The organism is Pedobacter montanisoli, from assembly GCF_022809115.1.
In the GTDB taxonomy this organism is placed as follows: domain Bacteria; phylum Bacteroidota; class Bacteroidia; order Sphingobacteriales; family Sphingobacteriaceae; genus Pedobacter; species Pedobacter montanisoli.
The window spans coordinates 1-23,711 of the sequence record NZ_JALGBH010000002.1; the positions used below are offsets into that span (position 1 = coordinate 1).

The following is a 23,711-nucleotide window of genomic DNA, read 5'->3' on the forward strand; positions in this document are numbered from 1 at the left end:
GAAGCCTTTCGTCATTGACGGAGGGCTTTTTCTGTTTAAGGGCGTTCCAGCCCAGGGGCAGCCGTGACCGTCCCCTTCCCCCGACAGCACCTCCCCGCGCAAACAGAAAAGTGTTAACGTCTGTTAAATCCCAGACTTGTTACATGCTATTTGTGTTAAACCCTTATTTTTGTTTAAAATCAATTATGCTTTATGAAATTCTTTAGATCTTTCTTAGTTATACTGTTGTCTTTTATATCGGTGCAATTTGTAGCTGCACAAGATAAAAATGTAGTATTGCCGCCAAACTGGTTCAATTTAGATCTTACAGCCAATGGCTATTTTGGTATCAGCACAGAAAAGGCTTACCAGGAATTATTAAAGAATAAGCAGCCTAAACAAAAAATAATTGTAGCAGTTATAGATGGCGGAACTGATGTACATCATGAAGATTTGAAAGATGTAATCTGGACCAACAAAAAAGAAATGGCAGGAAATGGGCTTGATGATGATAAAAATGGGTATGTAGATGATGTATATGGTTGGAATTTCATAGGTTCTAAGAAAGGAAACTTACATTACGATAATTTAGAGCTGGTAAGGATAAAGAGATATTTAGAGCCTAAATATAAATCGACACTTCCAAGCACTAATTTAGATAGTGCAGAAAAAGAAGAATATAAGCTTTACAGACGCGTAGTTAGCGATTTTGGTAAAAAGTATCAGGAAGCCAGTGAGGCTTACCCTATCTATATTGCCATTAAAAAAATGATGGATTCTGCGGCTGTTCTTAACAAGAAAACCATTCCTTCATTAGAAGACATAGATCGCTTTAAAACAGATGATGAATTTGATGATTTTATTAAGAAAGTGATTAGAAAGGGATCTAAAGAAGATGGGAACATCGAGAAATTTTACCACAATATTGCTAAAGGTAACAAAGAATTAGACCAGACCTTAAATTACAACCTTAATGAGAAATATGACATGCGTGCAGAGTTAGTAGGCGATGACTACAGTAATTCTAATGAAAGATATTATGGAAATAATGATGTAATTGGCCCGGATGCTGAGCATGGAACGCATGTATCGGGTATTATTGGTGCTAACCGTAAGAATAATATGGGTATAATGGGCGTGGCGGATAATGTAAGTATTATGAGTATAAGAGTAGTTCCTGCAGGTGATGAGAGAGATAAAGATGTGGCTAATGGAATAAGATATGCGGTTGATAATGGGGCTAAAATCATTAACATGAGCTTTGGAAAAGCTTATAAATGGGATAAAAAGGTAGTGGACGAGGCTGTAAAATATGCAGAAAGTAAGGGCGTTCTATTGGTTCACGCTGCTGGAAATGATAATGAAAATATTGATGTTGTTGAGAGCTATCCTACTAAATTTTATGATAGTCCTGAAGCTAAGGAATATGCTCAAAAGCATAAAAAAGCAGAAGATAAACCTTTTATACCTTTGATACAAAGAGATAATATGCAGCAAGGGACCAATAATCCTTATATGAGAAAACAGGACCTGATCAATAAGGAACCTGCTTTGGATTCTGCCAAATTTAAATTGCCAAGAGCACAAAACTGGATTGAGGTTGGTGCAAGTACTTATAAGGATGATGATAATTTAAAAGCTTCATTTTCTAACTATGGAAAATATACAGTTGATGTTTTTGCTCCGGGATTTAAGATCAATTCTACTGTTCCGGGAAATAAATATGATGAATTTGATGGTACAAGTATGGCTGCTCCGGTAGTATCAGGTTTAGCCGCTTTGATATGGAGTTATTATCCTCATTTAACTGCTTTGGAGATTAAAGATATCATCATGAAATCTGTAACCAAAGTAAATCATAAAATAAAATACAAAAATGAACGGGATGAAACGATTAGGGTAAACTTTTCTGATCTGTGTGTAAGTGGTGGAATTGTGAATGCTTATAATGCGCTAAAATTAGCTGAACAATACAAAAAATAAGATATGAAATTATAGACTCCTCAAATTTTTGAGGAGTTTTTCTTGAGATATTAATCCTTTAAGGCTTTTATAAGTCTATAAACCAATCAACACAAACAAATGTAAACCTAAAACTATTTATTATGAGAAAACCATTTTATTTTTTGCTTTTGATGGCACTCACAAACTGCGCCTATGCGCAGAAACTGCCTGATATACAAAATACATCGCTTTGGGCACCAGCCAATTTAAAAGCCGATGGAAAACTACAAGAGTGGGGAGCAGGTTTTGCTGCCGAAAACAAACGTACAGAATTGCAATATACTGTATGTAATGACGAAAAAAACCTGTATTTAGCTTTAAGAGCTACTAATACAGAAATGGCTACAAAAATATTAAGAGGAGGTATTTCATTCACGATAAATACCGAAGGAAAAAAGAAAAATAACGATGCTTTTGTAATTACCTATCCCCTAGTGGTTAGAAATGCCACTGGAAGAAATAGCGGAGGACGTAGTGTGCAAGTAATGGGTGGACAAGGTATGCAGATGTCAAGAGAGATAGCTATTATTGGGGGTGGACAAGTAGGAGTTGAAAGAACTCAGGCTCAACGAGATTCAATTCAATTAGCATTACACAAATCGCAACTGGCAAGCGTTAAAGAAATTCGGATTTCAGGGTTTAAAAGCATTGCCGATAGCACACTTTCAATTTATAACGAATATGGCTTAAAAGCGGCTGCTTCATTTGATGATAAGGGTCTTTTCTTTTGTGAATTCGCTGTTCCTTTAGAACTTTTAGGTGTCAAATTAGATCAAGCTCCTGAAATTGCCTATCAGATTAAATTAAATGGAATAGATATGGGTGCAGGTTTTGGTGGACAGATGGTTTTTAGAGCAGTGCCAGTAAGTGGAGTATCCGGAGGTGGTGGTGGAGGAGGCAACACTAAAAACAATGCATCCAGACAGGATATGTTTGCGGCAACTGATTTCTGGGGTAAATATATTTTTCAAAAAAATAAATAGACAGCCATATGAAATCTATATTTACTCAAATTAAAGCAGGGTATCTGCTGTTAATTGCCTGTCTTTTTATTTCGCTTTTATTACCTCGAACAGTTTATGCGCAAAACCCACAGGCAAAGCCAAAAACTTTGCCCAATGCTTTACCTACGCGTGAAATTAGTGGTATTGTAAAAGATTCATTGGATATGGGTTTACCTGGGGTAACCATCAGGTTAACTTCAGAAAAAGATACTTTAGTAACCAGCACTAATCCCGATGGTATATTTGTATTTAAAAATGTGAAGATGGCTACTTATACCTTAAACATTACGATGTTAGGATATAAGCCATTGATTACTAAATACAAACAAAATGATGCCATTCCAAGAATTGTAATGGATCCTGTTATTATGCACAATTCAGCTAATATGCTGAAAGAGATTGAAATAAATGGCAGCCCTTCAATTACCTACAAAACAGATACTGTAGAGTATAAAGCGAGTGATTATATTGTTAGAGAAAATGCTACAGTGGATGAATTGCTCAAAAAAATGGAAGGCATGGAAGTGGGTAATGATGGCAGTTTAATACATCAAGGTAATAATGTAACCAAGGCCAAAATTAACGGGAAAACCTATTCGGGTGGAGAAGTAAACACCGCTATACAAAACCTGCCGGCATCCATTGTAGATAAGATACAGATTGTTGATGATTATGGAGATCAGGCTGCAAGAACTGGAATCAAAGATGGCGATCCTCAAAAGGTTTTAAATATTGTAACCCGTACAGATAAATCAGTGGGAAATACGGCAAATATTTCAGCAGGTGCAGGTAACAATAAACGATATGAGGGATCTGCTTTTGGAACCCGGATTAATGGGAATCAGAATATTACAGCCAATTTCAGACTTAATAATACCGTAACAGGGGTTGCTAATTCATCATCAGGAAATATGGGTGGTGGTAGTATGGAGGTAATTTCTATTGGCGGCCAGGGCGGTGGCAGTCCACGAATGGTGGGTGGAAATATGGGTGGCGGAGGCTCTTCGGGCGGCAGTGGCGGAACTACCACCACAGGTAATGCCGGTTTTTCTTATCGCGATCAGTTGAGTAAGAAAGTTCAGATCAATACCAATTACAGCTATAATTATAATAATTCAACTTCTTTAAATAGCAGTATTTCAACCATTGTAGGTACAGATGCACCTACTTATTCTTCAAATGAAAGCAAAAGTACCAGCAATTCAAAAAATCATCGTTTTAGTTTTGAGCTGGAGGCAGACTTAGATAGCAATAATTTTCTCCGTATAACACCCGAGATATCTTTATCAAACTCATTAAACGGAAGTAATTTCTCTACGCTACAAACAGGTTTTATACATCAGGATCAGATAGGAGGAAACAGCAGTACCAGTAAAAATCCAAGTTTAGGTATTACGGCATTTTACCAGCATGTTTTTAAGAAACCTAGGCGTAATTTCAGCTTACAACTCAGCTTAAATAGCCGTAAGCAAGAAAGCGATCAGGAAAGAAATTCGAATATTATTTATTATGCTAATGCGAGTAATACAGTGGTTAAAGACTCATTGGTACACCGCATAGTAGAGCGAGATAATCTGACCAAAAATTACAGAGCCAGTGTAACTTTTACAGAACCTTTATCTGCAAATACGCAATTTGAGTTTAATGGACAGATAAACTATAACGGGTATGATAATACGGCAATAACAAGTAATATTAATTCTGCAGGGATTTCTAAACCAATTGATTCATTGAGTAATATTTATGATTATTCATTTACCCAGGCACGTTTAGCTTTTAATTACCGTTATGGGCTTAACAACACTTCAAAAGTTCGTTTTTCTGCAGGTTTAACTGCGGTTCCGGGAGTTTTAAGCGGAACAAAAGTAAGTTTAGGTACAACTACGCATCGAAACAGTTTTAATCTGATACCTATTGCCAGGTTCCAGTATATGTTTTCAAGACAGCATAGCATCCAGCTTAATTACTCGGGAAATGCCACCGAACCTACTTTTGACCAGATACAACCTGTAAGAGATGTTTCAAATCCTCAAAACCCAGTGGTTGGTAATCCAGATTTGAAAGTAACGTTTAACCATGCAATTAACCTGAATTACAATAATTACTTAGCTAACCAGAAATTAAATTACAGCATAGGTGCCAATGTAACTTTCATTGATAATTCTGTTGTAAGAAACCGGGTAACCATTCCGGATAGTTATGGTAGTTTTAAATATGAAACCCGTTTTTTAAATATGAACGGTGCATATCGTGCAGGTGGAAATTATTCGATATCAAAGCAATTTTACAATAGAAAATACAACCTTTCTTACAGTGGTAATATATCTTATAATAATGGTGTTGCCATGAGTAATGATGTAAAGAACGTTACGCAAACCTGGAATGTAAGCCAGCGTTTTGGGCCACGTATCAATCCAACAGAGTGGATGGAAGTTAACCCAAGTGTTTCTTATACGTTGTTAAAAAGCAACAATACCCTTGATTTGAGCGAGGTTAATACAAAAACCTGGGCTTTAAATGTAGATGGACGTTTTTATATGTGGCAAACGTTGATACTCGGTTACAGTGCAAGTAAGAATTTTGTAAGCGGAATTCGTGCAAACCTTACTTCAAATCCTTTGGTAATCAACGCGTATGTACAAAAAGAATTATGGAAACGTAGAGCTACAGTTAGCTTCCAGGCATTTGATATTTTAAAACAAAATAACTTTGTAAATGTAGATGTAAACGGTCTGGTTACCACCGAAACCAAATCTAACGCATTAAGCAGATATTTTATGCTCAAAGCCAGTGTAAGGTTGCAAAAATGGACAGGAGCCAAAGCAAGAAATGGCATGCAAATTAGACGTAGGGGAGACGGAAGTTTTTATTAACAAATGAAATATAAGCGGGAATTAATTCCCGCTTTTTTTATAATTAATCTCATTGTTAGGGACTAAAATTTAGGCAATACAACAATAATATTTACATTTGAATATGAAATTTTTTAATCTATGCTTAGCGATGATGGTGGCTGTTGTTGCCTCATGCCAACCACCTAAAACAGCAACAAAACATCATTATATCAGCTTTAAATCGGCTCAGGAATTTCAATCTTTTTTAAACCGTAAAATCGATAAATACCCACTTATCAGCGCACACAGAGGTGGACCCATGGCAGGATACCCTGAAAATGCTATAGAAACATTTGAAAACGCAACATTGTATAATCCAGTTATTATAGAGTTTGATGTAGCCTTAAGTAAAGACTCTGCTCTGGTAATTATGCATGATGATAACCTTGACAGAACAAGTACCGGTAAAGGGCCTATTAACAATTACACTTATGAAGAGCTACAAAAGCTAACACTTAAAGATAATGGAGGTAAAGTAACCACTTTTAAAATACCTACCCTAGAACAGGTTTTAACTTGGGGTAAAAATAAAGTATTGTTTACTATTGATATTAAAAAAGGCGTTCCTTATGAAAAGATCATAGCGACTGTTCGTAAAACCAAATCAGAAAATAATTCTATCATCATTACTTATAATGCCAATCAGGCAGCCAAAGTACACCAGCTTGCTCCCGATCTTATGATTTCTGCAACAGTTAAAAATGCTGAAGATTTGAAACGTTTGAATGATATGGGCGTACCAAATGATAAGATCATTGCATTTGTGGGTGTATCAGAACCGGATAAAGAGTTGTATCAGTTGTTGAATGAGAAGGGGATTAGCACTATTTTAGGTACTATGGGCAACTTAGACCGCAGTGCAAAGGCTAATTTACCCCAGAATATTTTTCAGCGTTTAGTAGCTAACGGAGCAGACGTTTTATCAACAGATGAATTAGCGCTGGCAGGCAAACAGCTTGATGATTACAGAGCGAGACATCAGCTAAAGTTTAAGAATTTAATTGTAAAATAAAGTGAGTATTGAAGTATTTAATTTAGCTAAACATTACAATAACCAAAAAGCAGTTGATGAGATCAGTTTTTCGGCTAAACCGGGGCGCATTTTAGGTTTTTTGGGACCTAATGGAGCAGGAAAATCTACTACCATGAAAATGCTGACCTGTTATTTAACGCCTAGCTCTGGTTATGCAGAAATTTGTGGTAAACATATACTTAAGCAACCCCTAGAAGTAAAAAAACGAATAGGGTATTTACCAGAACATACACCTTTATATACAGAGATGTATGTAAAAGAATTTCTGAGCTTTGTTGCACAGACTTATGGAATTAAAGAGATAAAACAAAGGGTAGAAGAAGTGATTAAACTGGTTGGTCTTACCGTTGAACAGCATAAAAAAATAGGTATGCTTTCAAAAGGTTACAGACAACGTGTTGGCTTGGCACAGGCCATTATCCATGATCCGGAAGTGTTAATCTTAGATGAACCTACTTCGGGTTTAGATCCTAATCAGTTAACAGAAGTAAGGAATCTCATTAAAAACCTAGGAAAAAATAAAACCCTTATCATCTCTACTCATATTATGCAGGAGGTTGAAGCTCTTTGCGATGATATCATTATCATAAATAAGGGAAAGCTGGTAGCTAATTCATCAGTACAGGCACTCAAAGAGCAATATCATACCGATCATCTCGAATCTATTTTTAAACAACTTACAACATCATGAAGTTTATCAGAACTGTAAGCCTGTTATCTATACTGTTTTTCTTTTTTTGTACGGTTAAGATAAAGGCACAAACTTATATGGGCTTGGGAGCAGAAATGTTATTGCCCTCAGGTAACGCATCTAATGTAAGCGCTATTGGACTCGGTGCAAGTGCTAAACTGGAAGTAACTGTAAAATCAAACATAGCGCTAACTGGTAGCATTGGTTTTTCTAATTTCTTTGGCCGTAATTATTTTGGAAGCAAATTACAATCTATCCATGCTTTTCCTCTTAAAGGAGGTGTAAAATATTATCCGACAGCAGGCGTATATTTTGAAGGACAGTTAGGTGTAGCATTATCTGGTTCTGATAATACTAAAAATTCATTTATATGGTCACCTGGTTTGGGCACTTTGTTAAAATCTAAAACAAACAACAATCTGATTGACTTGGGTTTAAGATATGAGGCATGGACTGTGAAAAACCCAAATAATGAAACTCAGTTAAAAAGTACAAACTTTGGCTTCATGGCATTGAGGGCAGCTTACAACTTTAATATGTAAGCTGTTTGAAGCTTAAAAAACAGCGCTTAATAGTAATTTGTTTGTCAATTTTCAGGAATATTTATTTTAGGAATATATACTGGTTTAAAAATTGCAGCGTTAAGGGAAATAAAACTATAAAAACATTGTATGAAAAAGATTTTATTATCATTAGCATTTGTAGCAACTTTAGGTTTTGCAGCTAATGCACAAAGCAAAAAAGATCCAGCTATGAGCGGTTCAAAAATTGGGATTGGTGCTGATTTTGCATTTCCAATGGGAAGCTTTGGAGACTTTTACAACTTTGGAGTAGGAGGTTCGTTAAACTATCAGGCTCCGATAGCAAGTAAATTGAATTTTGTAGGTGAAGCTGGATATTTAAGTTTTACCACTAAGAAAGATGCTTTTGGAAATACATTTAGTTCAGGTTCAATACCTGTAAAAGCTGGTGTAAGATATTTCATTGCAGAAAATTTCTATGGTCAGGCGCAATTAGGAGCAGCTTTCTCAACCGAAACTGGTGGAGGTACAGCTTTTTTATATGCACCTACTTTAGGAGTTGAGTTTCCGGTAGCAAATAAAATGGCTGTCGATTTAGGAGCACGCTATGAAGGCTGGTCAAATAACGGGACTACTTCTTTCATTGGTTTAAGAGCGGCATTGAATTTTGGGTTGTAAGCCAGATTTAAAAGTGTAAATAAAAAAGCCTCAGCTATTTAGCTGAGGCTTTTTTATTGGTTAAAAGCTAATTGTTTTTAAAAATTATACAACTTTATCGACTAATTTATTAGTTTTGCAGTTCATCAATGAATTATAATAAAAAAATGAAAAAAATCTTTCTATTATTAGCGCTAGCCACTGGCCTTAATGTTGCTGCAAACGCACAAGACAAATCTGTTTCTTTTGGTGTTAAAGCAGGTGTTGCTTTTCCTAACATGACTATTTCTACTATGGGAATATCTGCAAGTGCAGATGCTAAAACTACCTTTTATGTAGGAGCTGTAGCTGATTTTAAAGTATCTAATATTTTCTCTGTACAACCTGGCTTAACTTTTATGAGCAAAGGTACTAAATCAAGCAACCAGACTTTTGGTGATGAAAATATGAAAATTGAAGTAGAAAGCTCTAGTGTTAATGTTTCTTATCTTGAGCTTCCTGTAAACGCAATAGGTAACTTTGAACTTGGTACTGGTAAATTCTTTATTGGTGCAGGACCATATGTTGCTTATGCATTAAATGGAAACACTAAAGACGGAGGTGTTAAAGAGGATATTAAATTTGGTTCAGGACCAGATGACATGAAAAGAATGGATTTTGGTCTTAACTTTTTAACTGGCTATCAATTAAATAATGGCTTAAATATTCACGCTGGCTATGGTTTAGGCTTAAGTAATTTAGGTAATGAGAGTGGTTCTGGATTTGATGCTAAAATTAAAAATAAGGTATTTTCTGTTGGCTTAGGATTTATGTTCTAAGATAAAATACTGCAAGTAAAAAAGCCCCGACAATTTTGCCGGGGCTTTTTTGTTTTAAACATATAATATATAACTTCGTCAACCATATTTAAAGGCGCATGCTATCAGTATTTAAAAGAGAATTATTTAGTTTTTTAAATTCATTAACGGCTTATATTACTATTGGCCTCTTTTTTCTGGCCTGTGGTTTAATGCTTTGGTTTTTTCCCGATACTTCAATTTTAGATTATGGATATGCCGAGCTGGATGGTTTCTTTTCTTTAGTGCCATTTTTATTTATGTTTTTAATTCCCGCCATAACCATGCGTTCTTTTGCCGAAGAAAGAAAAGAAGGTACTTATGTTTTGCTGGTTACCAAACCTGTTACAGATCTCCAGATTATCCTGGCTAAGTATCTGGCTTGTGTTGTTTTAATACTGATCGCTTTATTACCTACGCTAATCTATTATTATAGTGTTTATCAGTTGGGTTTACCCAAAGGAAATATAGATAGCGGAGCAGTAACTGGTTCATATATAGGTTTGATCTTACTGGGTTGTGCATTTACAGCCGCAGGTGTATTTTCTTCCAGCCTTACCAAAAATCAGATTGTTGCATTTGCCATAGCAGTATTTTTGTGCTTTTTTACTTATACAGGTTTTAATTCACTTAGTAAGATTCAGGCTCTGCAGGGCATTGAAGCTTTTATTGCAAATCTGGGAATTAATGAACATTATCAGTCTATAAGCAGAGGTGTATTAGATACCCGTGATGTTGTTTATTTCATATCGTTTATCATGGTGTTTTTGGGACTTACTCGATTGATTTTAGGAGGTAGAAAATGGTAAACAAAGTTAAACTCATTAAAGTAATTTTATTTATCGGGTTAATCATTGCTGTTAATTGGGGTGCAGGTTTTGTTTATACACGGATAGATTTTACCAAAGAAAAGAAGTTTACCTTACAACAAAAAACAAAAGAACTTTTAAAAGACAATAAGCATGGTGTAACCATAACTGTATTTCTGGATGGGGAAATGCCTGCGGCCTTTAAAAGACTGAAAAATGCAACTAAAGATATCTTAAATGATTACAGGGCTTATGCCAAAGGCAATTTTAAAATAGTTTTTGTTGACCCTCTGGCAGGTCTTAATGCAGAAGAACGAGATACTGTTATTCATAATTTATTTGAACTGGGTATTAAGCCTACCAATGTTAAGATCAAAAGTGATGCTGGTTTTGCAGAAAAATTAGTATTTCCTATGGCTTTAATAGAAAGCAATGGTAAACAAATGCCTGTAAAACTCCTCCAAAACTTGGGTGGAGAAGCTTCAGGTTATGAGCAAAGCATCAATAACTCCATTCAGAACCTTGAGTACATCTTTACTTCGTCTATTAAAAAAGTAATATCGGGATACAATCCACGTATTGGTTTTACCGAAGGAAATGGAGAGCCTTCTAATGCTTATTTATATGATGCCATCAGTACACTTTCAGAAAGTTACGTTGTAGGCAGGGTAAATTTAGATGAGATTACTAAAGAAGGGTTAGACAGTTTAAGAGTTCTGGTAATTGCTAAACCGCAAAAAGCATTTACAGAAGAACAGAAATATAAGCTCAACTATTTTGTGATGAAAGGCGGAAGTGTGATCTGGTCTTTAGATCAGGTACGCTTTGATTTGCAGGAACTGGCTGATGGCAAACCTCACATGGCTATTGCCCATGATCTCAATTTGGATGATATGCTGTTTGAATATGGCGCCAGAATTAATTACAATCTGATAGCAGATCTAAATTGTGCCGAAATTCCAGTATCGACACCGGGAAGCCCGGGTGGCGACATTCAATTGGCTCCTTGGGTTTATTACCCCTTGTTATTTCCTGATACCGCACAAAGTGTGGTTAAAAATATTGATCATGTTAAAGGTGAATTTGCAAGTACTGTTGATACCATTGCGGTTAAGCATGTTGTAAAGCATATTATTCTAACCACTTCTCCTTACAATAAATTACATAATATACCTAAAGTACTTTCCTTGCAGGAGCTTGAACAGCAACCTAAACCCCGCGAGCTGAGTGGTAAACCTCAAACTGTAGGTGTTTTGCTTGAAGGTAACTTTAAATCGGTATTTTTAAACAGGTCTGTACCCGCCAAAATTACTGAGCAATTTAATCCTGCAGAAACTAGTAAACCTGCCAAAATGGTAGTTATAGGAGATGGAGATATTTTTGTAAACCAGATCAGTAATACAGATGGGTCACCTTTCTCATTGGGTTTTGATAGATTTACTCAGCAAAACTATGGAAACAAGGCCTTACTGTTAAACTTGGTAGATTATTTGGCAAATCACGATAACCTGATAGAACTGCGAAATAAGGAAGTTAAGATCAGATTGTTAGATAAGTCATTAATCAGAAAAGAAAAAATAAAATGGCAACTGATTAACACCCTTTTGCCGCTTACTTTGTTAATATTTTTTGCAATTTTTCAACATTATTACCGTAAACTTAAGTATGCAAAGTAATTTTCATACTTTTGAATTTATACTTAACAAGCTATGAGATTTATAGTATCAACTTCAACATTATTAAAACATTTACAAATAGTTAATGGTGCTTCGAGCAGCAGTACGGTTCTGCCTATCTTAGAAAATTTCTTGTTTGAAATCAAAGATGGATTATTGACCATTTCAGCTACTGATTTGCAAACCAGTATGACGACTTCTTTATCAGTAGAATCTAAAGAAGAAGGAAGAGTAGCTGTTCCATCTAAAATCTTGTTGGATACTTTAAAAACATTACCAGACCAGCCTATTACGTTTATTATAGACGATAATAATTTCGCTATCGAGATCAGTGCCGGAGATGGTAAATATAAGTTAAGCGGCGAGAATGCAGATGATTTCCCAAAAATTCCTGTAGTAGATAATGCGTCGTCGTTAAACGTACCAGCCTCTGTTTTGAGTGAAGCCATTACCAAAACCATTTTTGCTGTAAGTAATGATGAGTTACGTCCGGCAATGACAGGTGTTTTTTGTCAGCTTTCACCTCAAAATATTACTTTTGTAGCTACTGATGCACATAAATTGGTGAGATATACCCGTAATGATTGCAAAGCTGATAAGGCATCTTCTTTCATCTTACCTAAAAAAGCCCTTACCCTTTTAAAATCTGCGTTACCAAACAGCGATGTTAATGTAGCTATTGATTACAATGCTACCAGCGCTTTCTTCAAATTTGATAACATCAATTTAGTGTGTCGCTTAATTGATGAGCGTTATCCTGATTACGAAGCGGTTATACCTGCAAATAATCCAAATAAACTGATTATTGACAGAGCACTGTTCTTAAATACATTACGCAGGGTAGTGATATTTGCAAACAAGACTACGCATCAGGTGCGTTTAAAAATCAATGGAAGCGAATTGAATATTTCATCTGAGGATTTAGATTTTGCAAATGAAGCGCATGAAAGATTAAGCTGCCAGTATGATGGTGAAGATTTAGAGATCGGATTTAATGCTCGTTTCTTGATAGAAATGTTAAATAATTTAAATGGAGAGGAAGTTACTTTAGAGCTTTCTACACCTAACAGAGCAGGTCTATTAATCCCTCAAACTAATGATGAGAATGAAAATGTTCTTATGCTTGTAATGCCTGTAATGTTAAACAATAGCTATTAATAGTTATTGTATCATATTTTAAAATAGTGGCTTGGTTTTTGACCGAGCCATTGTTGTTTTAAACTAAATTGTAATGAAAATGGCCTCTCAAACACAGAAATTATTTATCCGGACTAAGGCTCTTGTAGTTTTTTTAGTACTACTTAGTGCTACTGCCTGTAAGAAAAACGATACACCAGAGGGTATAGAAAAGCCTAAAGCTAAAGTAAGGGTTGTAAATGCTGTACAGGCATCTGGAGAGGTAAACTTTTTTTTAGATGATCAGAAAGTAATTCAGAATAACTTAACCTTTGGTGAAAGTACAGGCTATCTGGATGTATTTTCGGGAGAACGTAACGTATCGGTCTCAAATAATACAAAAACAACCCCTGATAATAAGTTTACTTTTGTTACCAGTATTTCTTATACTTTATTTGCCCTGACAGACAGAAATTCTAATCCTGATGTTTTGATCATGGAAGATGATCTGGGAGCTGCACCAGTTGGTAAATTTAAATTAAAGCTGGTAAATCTTAGCCCTACAGTAACTTCTAATATCAATGTTTTATTACCTGATGAAGAACTTTTAGTAAGTACCTTGCCTTTTAAAAACTATACAGATAATTTTATTATAGAAAAGGGTACAGTAATCAAAATTGTTGCCGGTTCAACAATTAAAACACTTAATGCTAACGATTTTGAGGAAGGAAAGAATTACCTGTTATGGTTAAGTGGTACCTCAAATACTAATCTTACGGTTAATAAATTATCATATAATTAGTGTCAAAATGCAAACAAGGTACTTGTTTAATAGCACTATATTTCTATTTTAGCGCAAAAATTGTAACCTTGGAAATTTTAGACCTGTTATTAAAACTTATTACCGATACTAAAGATACTTTAGCGGCAATTACCAGAGAATATAGAACCTGGACTTATCTTATACTTTTTATCATTATTTTTGCTGAAACAGGTTTTGTGGTTACGCCATTCTTACCCGGAGATTCATTACTTTTTGCTATGGGCGCACTGATTGCAGCCGGCGATACAGGATTACATATCTGGTATATGGCTCTGCTATTAAGTGCTGCTGCAATTTTAGGTAATACCTTAAATTACAGACTAGGCAGATATTTCGGGGTTAAGGTCTTTAAAGAAGAAAATAAAATACTCAAACTTAAATACTACCATCAATCGCATGAGTATTTTGAAAAACATGGTTCAAAAGCAGTAGTTTTCAGCAGATTTCTACCTATATTCAGAACTATAGCACCTTTTGTGGCCGGAGCAGCCCGTATGTCTTTTGGCAGATTTACGTTCTATAATTTTGTAGGAGGTATTGCATGGATATTCAGTTTACTATTTGCCGGTTACTTATTGGGTAAAATGCCTTTTATAGAGCGCAATTTTGAACTTGTGATTGTAGCAATTGCATTGGGTACTTTTGCTCCGGTAGTGTGGGCAGCAATTAAACCGCTGTTTAAAAAGAAAACAGAGGTATCTGAAGAGAATTAAATATCTCTGCCTAATATTTTCCCTTCATTATATTTTTGATCAATTGCTTTCTGCTGTTGCAGTTCTTCAATAGTAGGCTCTGTTTTTACCAGGTTTTTAAGTACTGGTTGTCCTGCATCTATCCATGCAGAGTACCAGAAACAGCCAACTTTTAATATGGAAGCTTTCATGCGCCGTTCTATCATACTGTTTAACTTATCCTGATAAGCTTTAGAGTAAGCAGAAGAATATTGTTTCATTACGGCATTACCTCGTTGAGAAAAATCATATTTCTGATCAGAAGGAAATGCTTTATTCAGCGTTGCTTCAAATCTTAAAACAGAATCTACCATAGTATGAGATTGCCTTACAATATCCCAGGCTTCTTTTAAAGGATTATTAATATAATAGGCTTTGCCCACTATAAAATTATAGTTCTGTGCAAACAACTCAGGTATTCTGCTTTCCCAAAATGCATGTATGCCTACTTGTTCGGTAAGTTGTCCGTTATGATTACGGGTAGTGTGTAAAGGTACATGGGCATCTGCAATGTAATGACCCAGATCTGCAGAATATTTCAAAATTTTTAATGAATCATGTTCTTTAAAAGCTTTTACCAAATTATAATAAGTACGTTGTATCTGCCAGGGAACTATACCGTCTTCATCCAGTTTTTTCGAACCATATTTTTTTACTGCATCATCCCATTTTTCAGGAATACTATCTATATGATTTTCATAGTTTTCAACATCCAGATAATGACGGGCGGCTTCGGCTGGATTGATATATCTGCGTTTATCCGGATCTATAGCATGTTCAGTAATGTATTTATGATTGGCTTTATAAAACCTGATCATATCCTGAGGCAAGGTAAAAATGGCAAGTTGGTTAATTCTTCTGTGCGCAAAAAATCCCCAAGAGGTACAAAGTACTACCAAACAGCATAAAGCCGGGTATAAAAATAATTTCTTCATTTTAAGAGCATTAATGATATATCTAATACAAGATAATCAATAAATTTTTAAGCAGAAAGATGGAGCAGGTACTTAATGAGCGGCCAGGATGAGTTTCTTAATAGCCCTGTATGTACCAGAAGAAGAAGTGACCTTATATATATAGATACCAGGAGGCAGATTACTCAAATCCATTTGTATCACATGTTTACCCGCATTCATATACTCATTCAGAACATTTTTAACCACCCGGCCCTGTATATCGTATATTTTCAATTCTACCTTATCAGCTTCGGGCATTACAATATCTACTTTAGTTTGCGAGGCAAAAGGATTAGGATAATTCTGGGTAACTGTAAATTGCAGGAAACGTTCGGCAATAATCTTATTAATGGTGTCAAATATGGCAAAGCTGATTAACCTGTTGCCCCTTGCGTTGGGATGCACAATATCCTGATATAGTGAGAAATCACGCTTAAGTACCTGATTAAGGTCACACAAATAAATTTTGTACTCAACGGCTAATTTCCGGTATAAATTGTTGATGAGACGTACATGGCCGTTTATTCTAAAAAGCCTCCGGTTGTTACGGTCATCAAAATTTTGTAGCGTACAGATAATGGGAATAAGTCTTTGGTTCAGGCTTTTTACGATGATCTGCCGCATACTGGCTTCCGTATCTGCCAAGGTTTGTTTGCCATCTTCGATCTGAATAGCATCATTGGCACCCATTAAAATAACAATAAAGCCGGTTTTGCCATAAATTACCTGATCAATTCTTAGTAAACCCTGTATAGTGGTTTCGCCACCCACGCCATAATTCTGTACATTAACTACTTTACCCTGATAGCATGATGTAAAGCTATTGGTTAAATAAGATTGAAAATTTGTACCCCCAACGCCTTCAACAGTACTTGCGCCAAAAGTTACCACATTAATACTGTCTTTGGCATAATATTGTGCCGCATCAGGACAACTGGCACCTGTAGTTTGAGCCTTGGTATAAAGAAAACTACTTAAAACTAAAACCAGGGTACAGGCAAAATATCTAAAATTCATTTGCTCAGCAACATATCTCTTCAAAAGCAAATATAGCTAATAAAGAAATAAATTATCAGCTACTTCTAATAATTTAAATAAGCTCTGGCTAATTCCTTAGGCTTATTACAAAAAAGCTATATTTGTTCTACAAAAAACAAAATCTCATGCAAGAAATCAAAAAATATGTGGAGGATAACAAGCAACGTTTTTTAGACGAGTTGTTTGAGTTATTGCGCTTTCCTTCGGTAAGTGCCGATCCTAAATATAAAGACGATGTTTTAAAGACCGCCGATTTTGTGGCGCAAAAACTTAAAGATGCGGGAGCTGATAAAGTTGAGATTTGCCCTACAGCGGGTTATCCGATAGTGTATGGTGAAAAAATCATCGATGCAGGTTTACCTACCGTTTTAATTTATGGTCATTACGATGTACAACCACCAGATCCTTTGGAGCTTTGGAAAACACCTCCTTTTGAACCTACAATAAGAGATGGTAAAATTTATGCACGTGGTGCCTGCGATGATAAAGGCCAGTTCTATATGCATGTTAAGGCGTTTGAATTGATGATGAAAACCAATACGCTGGCATGTAACGTTAAATTCATGATAGAAGGGGAGGAGGAAGTAGGTTCTGCTAATCTGGCTACTTTTGTAAAAGCCAATACAGAACGTTTAAAAGCAGATATCGTGTTGATTTCTGATACTTCGATGATCAGCATGGAAAATCCATCTATCGAAACGGGTTTACGTGGTTTAGCTTATATGGAAGTAGAAGTTACCGGTCCAAACCGCGATTTGCACTCTGGCGTTTATGGTGGGGCTGTAGCTAACCCGGCAACTATCTTATGTAAAATGATCGCTTCTCTACATGACGAGAACAACCATATTACCGTACCGGGATTTTATGATAAAGTATTGGAACTTACTCTTAAAGAAAGAGAAGCTTTAAATGCTGCTCCGTTTGATCTGGACGAGTACAAAAAAGACCTTGATATTGATGCCGAATGGGGTGAGAAAGGTTATACTACTTTAGAACGTACAGGTATAAGACCAACCTTGGAGGTTAATGGTATTTGGAGCGGTTACATTGGCGAAGGTGCTAAAACCGTATTGCCAAGTAAAGCCAATGCTAAAATTTCAATGCGTTTGGTGCCAAATCAGAACTCTACAGAGATCAGTGATTTGTTTACTAAGCATTTTGAAAGTATTGCTCCTGATTATGTAAAGGTAAAGGTAACTCCTCATCATGGTGGCGAGCCTGTGGTAACGCCAACCGATAGTATTGCTTACAAAGCAGCAGAAAAAGCAATTGAAGATAGTTTTGGTAAACAAGCTATACCTACAAGAGGTGGTGGTAGTATTCCTATTGTAGCATTGTTTGAAGATGTGTTAGGTATTAAATCTGTATTATTAGGTTTTGGATTAGACAGCGATGCTTTACACTCTCCAAACGAGAAATACGATGTGTTCAACTACTATAAAGGTATTGAGACCTTACCGTTATTCCATAAGTATTTTGCTGAGTTCAGCAAATAATCATTGATAAAATTAAAAAGAAAGCCCGGATTTAAAACCCGGGCTTTTCTTTTAAGATATGTTTTTAAATAAACCTTATAGTTTAGAAAACTCTCTAAAATCTTGTCCCTCTTTAATGCTCAATAAGCTTTCGTAAATTAAACGGATTACATTATCTACGTCTTCTTTATGAACCATTTCTACTGTGGTATGCATATAGCGTAACGGTAAAGAGATCAATGCAGAAGGTACACCACCATTTGAATATGCAAAAGCGTCTGTATCGGTTCCTGTTGAACGTGAAGAAGCCTGGCGCTGGAATGGAATTTCATTTTCCTCAGCGGTTTTGATCAGGAGCTTATTCAAATTAGTTTGTACTGCCGGAGCATAAGAAACTACCGGTCCTTTACCTGCAAATAATTCGCCCTGTGTGTTTTTGTTGATCATAGGCGTAGTGGTATCATGCGTAACATCGGTAACGATAGCCACATTTGGTTTAATGCGCTGTGCAATCATTTCGGCACCGCGTAAACCAATTTCTTCCTGTACGGAGTTAACGATATATAAGCCAAAAGGCAGTTTCTTTTTATTTTCCTTTAATAAACGGGCTACCTCGGCAATCATAAAGCCACCTGCACGATTATCTAAAGCGCGGCCTACATAATAACGATCGTTTAACACCATGAATTCATCTTCATAAGTAATTACACAACCAACATGTACGCCTAAAGCTTCTACTTCTTCTTTGGTGGTGCAACCACAATCCAAGAAAATGTTTTTTAATTCAGGAGCCTGTTCTTTTTCGCCTGATCGGGTGTGTATAGCGGGCCATCCAAAAACAGCTTTTACGATACCCTTTTCTGTATGAATGTTTACTCGCTTTGAAGGTGCGATCTGATGATCTGAACCGCCGTTACGAATTACATAGATCAGGCCATCGGGCGTAATATAGTTTACATACCATGAAATCTCATCGGCATGCGCTTCAATAACTACTTTATAATCGGCTTTAGGATTGATTACGCCAACCGCAGTACCATAATTATCAACAAAATAATCATCAATATAGGGCTTTAAATATTCTAACCAAAGCTTTTGTCCCTGCCATTCATATCCGGTAGGCGATGCATTATTGATATATTCTTCAAAAAATTGTAATGATTTTTTAGTTACTACAGGAGTATGTTTTTTCTTTTTTTCGTCTGCTTCTTTCTTTGCCATAACGTTTTTTTATGATAATGAGTAAATGTACATATTAGACCCATATTTTGAAACCAATTTATTGATTTTTGACAGCAAAATCATTATTTTAAGGCCAAAAAATAGATAGGTATGAACATGACAAAAATTATTATTCCTGGATTTGTATTCATTGTATTGGTGATTGTGGGCTTAATGTGGGGGCTGCCCCGATACAATGTATGGCAACAAGAAATGGCGGGTAAAGCAGAAATGGCTAAGGCCGAGCAGAACCGTAGAATTTTAGTGGAAGAAGCTAAAGCTCGTTTAGAGGCCGAACGCTTAAACGCAGCTGCCGAAATTGAAAGAGCTAAAGGTATGGCCGAAGCGATGAAAGTAGAAAATGGCACTTTATCCCCTACTTACAACCAGTATTTATTTATCAGAACATTAGAGAAACTGGCAGACAAAGGAAGCCTTCCGCAGATTATTTATGTACCATCAGAAGGGTTAACTCCGGTTATGGATATACATAAAACTTTACCCAAGCAGTAATTCCATTTTGATATATTGTAAATGGTTTCGTGAAAAAGGTTCTCCTGAAGTTACGAAACCATTTTTTTCATAAAAGCCAATGGCATCAACTCTGGCATTGCACCAGATTTTAGAAAGCTTCTCAGTTTTGCAGAAACTGATGAGGTTTTGTATAATTAGGTTTCCTAAACCTTTTCGTTGCATATGCGGTAAAACAGCCAGTTTTCTAAACTGTGCCCGGTCTTGATCTATAAATAAAGAAACTACTCCGGTCAATGCATGGTTTACATAAAGGCCAAAATGTATTCCGTTAAAATCATCATCTAATTTTACCGCTTCCAGATCTTTGCCGGGATACATGGCCTCTTGTCTTATGGCCCATGTAAGCGAAGGGAAAGTCTGTTCTATGACAACGTTCATGATCGAAGCAGGAAAATTACCTGTTTATTCTGCGTATAATTTTCTGGAGTACAAGCGATAGATCAGTATATTTAAAATGATAGTAGCTGTAATACCATAGCAAAACATAGCCCAACCGCCTACAGACCATAGCCATAAGCCTAAAGCAGAACCACAGCTGGCGCCCACAAAACTTACCGACATAAAAATGGTATTTAACCTGTTTCTGGCTTCAGGAACCAAAGTGTAGATGCGGGTTTGATTGGTTACGTGAATGGCCTGCTGACCTATATCTATAAGGATGATTCCTATCACAAAAAGGAAAACACTATGACCGGTAAAGTAAAACAAAGCCACACTGACTAATTCTAAAATAAAACCAATCATGATGTTTTTACGGGGATTGTTACCTCCGCCACTTAATTTACCTACTAATGGGGCTGCTAATGCACCTGCGGCTCCGGCAATACCAAACAAACCAATTTGGTAAGCGCTAAACTCATGAGGAGGATTGGCAAGGTACAGTACCATGGTGGTCCAAAAACCCATGATTACAATAAATGCAAAGAAATTAATTAAAGAAGCTTCGCGTAAAACCGGCTGCGTTTTGATATAAGAAAACATGGAACCCATGAGCTGTTTGTAACTTCCTTTAAAAGAAGGTAAGCTTTTAGGAAAACGAAGGGCCATCAGTACAATCAGTAAGGCACATACACCTGCCGCAATGAGAAACATGGCTCTCCATCCCAGCAGATCGCCCACCGCGCCACTCACAGCTCTTGATGCCAGAATGCCTACCAATAAACCACTCATTACAATGCCAATGTTATGTCCGCGATTTTCATCGCTGCTTAAATTAGCGGCTAAGGGTAATATTAACTGCGGAACAATAGAACATGCACCTATTAATACACTGGCTATTTCGAGTACCAAAAAACTTTTGGCGGCGGCGGCCATTAATAGAGAAGCTATGGCCAAAGCGGTAATGATGAGGATTTGTTTTTTTCTTTCAAACATATCGCCCAATGGTACCAATAAAAATAAGCCCACTGCATAACCGGCCTGTGTTAAAAATGTGATACTCCCGGCTCTGCTTTCGGTAAGATTGAACTCTTTAGCCACTAAAATTACCAGAGGCTGGCAATAATAAATGTTGGCTACAATTAAACCGGTGCAAAAAGCCATCAATAGAATATCGGCTCTTTTTAAGGTAGTTGAAACTTGCATAAAAAATAAAAAGCCAAATTTAGCATTTGGCTTTTTGAATAGGGGTTATGATTTAAAAAAATAACATAAATCTTATAAAGGAATATTGCCGTGTTTTTTACGAGGTGCATTTACCACTTTGTTCTCCAGCATTTTAAAGGCTTTAATTAATTTTGCTCTTGTTTGCGAAGGCTCAATTACTTCGTCTATAAAGCCTCGTTCTGCGGCACGGTAAGGATTTGCAAAGATGTTTGAATAAAGTTTCTCTTTTTCCAACCATTTTTCTTCAGGGTTTTCAGCTCCACTGATCTCTTTCTTAAAGATAATTTCAGCAGCACCTTTAGCACCCATTACAGCAATCTCAGCACTTGGCCATGCGTAATTCATATCGGCACCAATATGTTTAGAGTTCATTACATCATAAGCACCGCCATAGGCTTTACGGGTAATTACTGTAACGCGAGGTACGGTGGCTTCACTAAAAGCATATAACAATTTGGCTCCGTTTGTAATGATTCCATTCCATTCCTGATCTGTTCCTGGTAAGAAACCTGGTACATCTTCAAAAACAAGTAAAGGAATGTTAAAACAATCGCAGAAACGTACAAAACGTGCAGCTTTAACCGAAGCATTATTGTCTAATACACCTGCCAGATAAGCTGGCTGATTGGCTACAATACCTATGCTGCGGCCAGCAAGGCGTGCAAATCCTACTACAATGTTTTCTGCATAAGCGGCATGTACTTCTAAAAAGCTATTGGTATCCGTTACCTCATGAATTACATCTCTGATATCATAAGGTTGGGTTGCATTTTGAGGTAACAATTCATCTAAAGATGATCTTGTTTCATCTGCATTTTCATACGGAAGCTGCACAGCAGTTTCTTCACAGTTCTGAGGGATATAGCTTAAGAGTTTTTTAATATGACCGATAGCCTCAATTTCATTGGCACAGGCAAAATGGGTTACACCCGATTTGGTGGCATGTGTTGAGGCTCCACCCAATTCTTCTGAAGTAACTTCTTCGTGAGTTACCGTTTTTACCACATTTGGTCCGGTTACAAACATATATGAAGTATGTTCTACCATTAAAATAAAATCGGTAATTGCCGGCGAATAAACGGCTCCGCCAGCGCATGGACCCATAATAGCAGAAAGCTGCGGAATTACGCCCGAAGCTTGTACATTACGGTAAAAAATATCGGCATAACCGCCTAAAGAAACCACCCCTTCTTGAATACGGGCACCGCCGCTGTCATTTAAACCTATAATAGGAGCACCATTTTTCATGGCCATATCCATGATTTTACAGATTTTTTCGGCATGTGTTTCAGATAGTGAACCTCCAAATACGGTAAAATCTTGTGAGAAAACGTAAGTTAAACGACCATTTACGGTTCCATAACCTGTAATAACCCCATCGCCAAGATATTTTTCGCGCTCCATGCCAAAATCGGTACTGCGGTGCGTAACCATCATCCCAATTTCTTCAAAACTTCCCTCATCTAACAGGAAATGAATACGTTCGCGAGCGGTAAGTTTTCCTTTCTTGTGCTGACTGTCTATGCGGGCCTGTCCGCCGCCAAGGTGTGCTTTCTTTATTTTATCTTGTAATAAGTCGATCTTACTTTTCATTATACAGGTTATTTATCGGTTTTTTTGAGAGATTTAGCAACGAATGTAATAATTAAAATAGTAACACTGGCAAATGCCAATAATAAAATCCATGGAGGTAATGCGGTGTTTTTTACATCTGCAGCTTTTGTTGTAAAATAAAAGATCAGTAAAAAAATGCTAACTATAATGAGTTTCAGGTAGCGTAGCAATCTGGTAGCATTTGTATATTGCCGTAAGGCATTTGCTTCTGTAATTTGTGTGGGGTAATTGAAAATATGAGGATACCTGTTTAAAATAGTTAATAAGGTATAAATAGCAATAGCGATTAAAGGCAGGGCAAAGATTTCTTTTTTACTGCCAAACCTGTCTGCTTCACCTGCCAGATTAAAATGAACAGGAACCGTATCGGGAAGATTTTTATAGTTTACAACAGTAAAAACAGCCAATGTTAAGAGTACAATTATACTAATCACTTCAATTATAATATCGAATTTGCTTAAATTAAGCTTTAACTTTGGTCTGTTATTTTCCAT

At 36.4% G+C, this 23,711-nt stretch carries 22 protein-coding genes; 15 read left to right on the plus strand and 7 right to left on the minus strand.

Going from position 1 to position 23,711, the window contains the following annotated elements:
* The first annotated feature begins 192 nt into the window (after positions 1–192).
* From MMF97_RS07725 to MMF97_RS07790, 13 genes are all read left to right on the plus strand, one after another.
* Positions 193–1,962: a S8 family peptidase gene (locus MMF97_RS07725; RefSeq protein WP_243361214.1), complete on the plus strand. Its 1,770-nt coding sequence runs from the start codon at positions 193–195 to the stop codon at positions 1,960–1,962.
* A 122-nt stretch (positions 1,963–2,084) separates the two neighbouring features.
* A complete protein-coding gene (locus MMF97_RS07730) occupies positions 2,085–2,966 on the plus strand; it encodes a hypothetical protein (RefSeq protein ID WP_243361216.1) in 882 nt (293 codons plus the stop codon).
* 8 nt (positions 2,967–2,974) lie between these two features.
* Positions 2,975–5,860, plus strand: a complete 2,886-nt coding sequence (locus MMF97_RS07740) for a TonB-dependent receptor (protein ID WP_262916112.1) — start codon at positions 2,975–2,977, stop codon at positions 5,858–5,860.
* Positions 5,861–5,963: 103 nt separating this feature from the next.
* Positions 5,964–6,893: a glycerophosphodiester phosphodiesterase family protein gene (locus MMF97_RS07745; RefSeq protein ID WP_243361218.1), complete on the plus strand. Its 930-nt coding sequence runs from the start codon at positions 5,964–5,966 to the stop codon at positions 6,891–6,893.
* Position 6,894: 1 nt separating this feature from the next.
* Entirely contained in the window at positions 6,895–7,605 is a 711-nt protein-coding gene (locus MMF97_RS07750) for an ATP-binding cassette domain-containing protein (RefSeq protein ID WP_243361220.1), read from the plus strand.
* Positions 7,602–8,147 (plus strand): hypothetical protein, encoded by a 546-nt coding sequence (locus MMF97_RS07755; protein WP_243361221.1) that lies wholly within the window; start codon positions 7,602–7,604, stop codon positions 8,145–8,147. The genes MMF97_RS07750 and MMF97_RS07755 overlap by 4 nt, the downstream gene beginning before the upstream one ends.
* A 129-nt stretch (positions 8,148–8,276) precedes the next feature.
* Positions 8,277–8,804 carry an outer membrane beta-barrel protein gene (locus MMF97_RS07760; RefSeq protein ID WP_243361223.1) on the plus strand — a complete coding sequence of 176 codons (528 nt, stop codon included), beginning with the start codon at positions 8,277–8,279 and terminating at the stop codon, positions 8,802–8,804.
* Between the two features lie 146 nt (positions 8,805–8,950).
* Positions 8,951–9,601 (plus strand): porin family protein, encoded by a 651-nt coding sequence (locus MMF97_RS07765; protein ID WP_243361225.1) that lies wholly within the window; start codon positions 8,951–8,953, stop codon positions 9,599–9,601.
* A gap of 98 nt (positions 9,602–9,699) precedes the next feature.
* Positions 9,700–10,428 carry a gliding motility-associated ABC transporter permease subunit GldF gene (gldF, locus tag MMF97_RS07770; RefSeq protein ID WP_243361227.1) on the plus strand — a complete coding sequence of 243 codons (729 nt, stop codon included), beginning with the start codon at positions 9,700–9,702 and terminating at the stop codon, positions 10,426–10,428.
* Positions 10,422–12,104: a gliding motility-associated ABC transporter substrate-binding protein GldG gene (gene gldG, locus MMF97_RS07775; protein ID WP_243361228.1), complete on the plus strand. Its 1,683-nt coding sequence runs from the start codon at positions 10,422–10,424 to the stop codon at positions 12,102–12,104. The genes gldF and gldG overlap by 7 nt, the downstream gene beginning before the upstream one ends.
* A gap of 33 nt (positions 12,105–12,137) precedes the next feature.
* On the plus strand, positions 12,138–13,262 hold the full coding sequence (gene dnaN / locus MMF97_RS07780) for a DNA polymerase III subunit beta (protein ID WP_243361230.1): 1,125 nt from the start codon (positions 12,138–12,140) through the stop codon (positions 13,260–13,262).
* Between the two features lie 79 nt (positions 13,263–13,341).
* The gene (locus tag MMF97_RS07785) at positions 13,342–14,022 is read left to right on the plus strand and encodes a DUF4397 domain-containing protein (protein WP_243361232.1); all 681 of its coding nucleotides are present in this window, start codon (positions 13,342–13,344) and stop codon (positions 14,020–14,022) included.
* Positions 14,022–14,756, plus strand: a complete 735-nt coding sequence (locus tag MMF97_RS07790; protein WP_317228603.1) for a VTT domain-containing protein — start codon at positions 14,022–14,024, stop codon at positions 14,754–14,756. The genes MMF97_RS07785 and MMF97_RS07790 overlap by 1 nt, the downstream gene beginning before the upstream one ends.
* On the opposite strand, the gene MMF97_RS07795 is transcribed toward MMF97_RS07790, so the two are convergent.
* On the minus strand, positions 14,753–15,709 hold the full coding sequence (locus MMF97_RS07795; protein WP_243361234.1) for a zinc dependent phospholipase C family protein: 957 nt from the start codon (positions 15,707–15,709) through the stop codon (positions 14,753–14,755). The genes MMF97_RS07790 and MMF97_RS07795 overlap by 4 nt on opposite strands.
* 72 nt (positions 15,710–15,781) lie before the next feature.
* On the minus strand, positions 15,782–16,747 hold the full coding sequence (locus tag MMF97_RS07800) for an SGNH/GDSL hydrolase family protein (protein ID WP_243361235.1): 966 nt from the start codon (positions 16,745–16,747) through the stop codon (positions 15,782–15,784).
* A 146-nt stretch (positions 16,748–16,893) separates the two neighbouring features.
* On the opposite strand from MMF97_RS07800, the gene MMF97_RS07805 reads away from it, so the two are divergent.
* Positions 16,894–18,264, plus strand: coding sequence for a dipeptidase (locus tag MMF97_RS07805; protein WP_243361237.1), 1,371 nt, complete (start codon positions 16,894–16,896; stop codon positions 18,262–18,264).
* A gap of 75 nt (positions 18,265–18,339) precedes the next feature.
* Here the strand turns inward: MMF97_RS07805 and MMF97_RS07810 are convergent, their stop codons facing one another.
* Positions 18,340–19,464, minus strand: coding sequence for a M42 family metallopeptidase (locus MMF97_RS07810; protein ID WP_243361239.1), 1,125 nt, complete (start codon positions 19,462–19,464; stop codon positions 18,340–18,342).
* A 111-nt stretch (positions 19,465–19,575) separates the two neighbouring features.
* Between MMF97_RS07810 and MMF97_RS07815 the strand changes: the two genes are divergently transcribed.
* Positions 19,576–19,977: a hypothetical protein gene (locus tag MMF97_RS07815; protein ID WP_243361241.1), complete on the plus strand. Its 402-nt coding sequence runs from the start codon at positions 19,576–19,578 to the stop codon at positions 19,975–19,977.
* Here the strand turns inward: MMF97_RS07815 and MMF97_RS07820 are convergent.
* The 4 genes from MMF97_RS07820 to MMF97_RS07835 form a co-directional block, all read right to left on the minus strand.
* The gene (locus MMF97_RS07820; protein ID WP_243361242.1) at positions 19,963–20,376 is read right to left on the minus strand and encodes a GNAT family N-acetyltransferase; all 414 of its coding nucleotides are present in this window, start codon (positions 20,374–20,376) and stop codon (positions 19,963–19,965) included. The two genes, MMF97_RS07815 and MMF97_RS07820, sit on opposite strands and share 15 nt — an antisense overlap.
* 24 nt (positions 20,377–20,400) lie before the next feature.
* Positions 20,401–21,582: an MFS transporter gene (locus tag MMF97_RS07825; protein WP_243361244.1), complete on the minus strand. Its 1,182-nt coding sequence runs from the start codon at positions 21,580–21,582 to the stop codon at positions 20,401–20,403.
* 72 nt (positions 21,583–21,654) lie between these two features.
* Positions 21,655–23,196, minus strand: a complete 1,542-nt coding sequence (locus tag MMF97_RS07830; protein WP_243361246.1) for an acyl-CoA carboxylase subunit beta — start codon at positions 23,194–23,196, stop codon at positions 21,655–21,657.
* 8 nt (positions 23,197–23,204) lie between these two features.
* The gene (locus MMF97_RS07835) at positions 23,205–23,711 is read right to left on the minus strand and encodes a DUF1648 domain-containing protein (RefSeq protein ID WP_243361248.1); all 507 of its coding nucleotides are present in this window, start codon (positions 23,709–23,711) and stop codon (positions 23,205–23,207) included.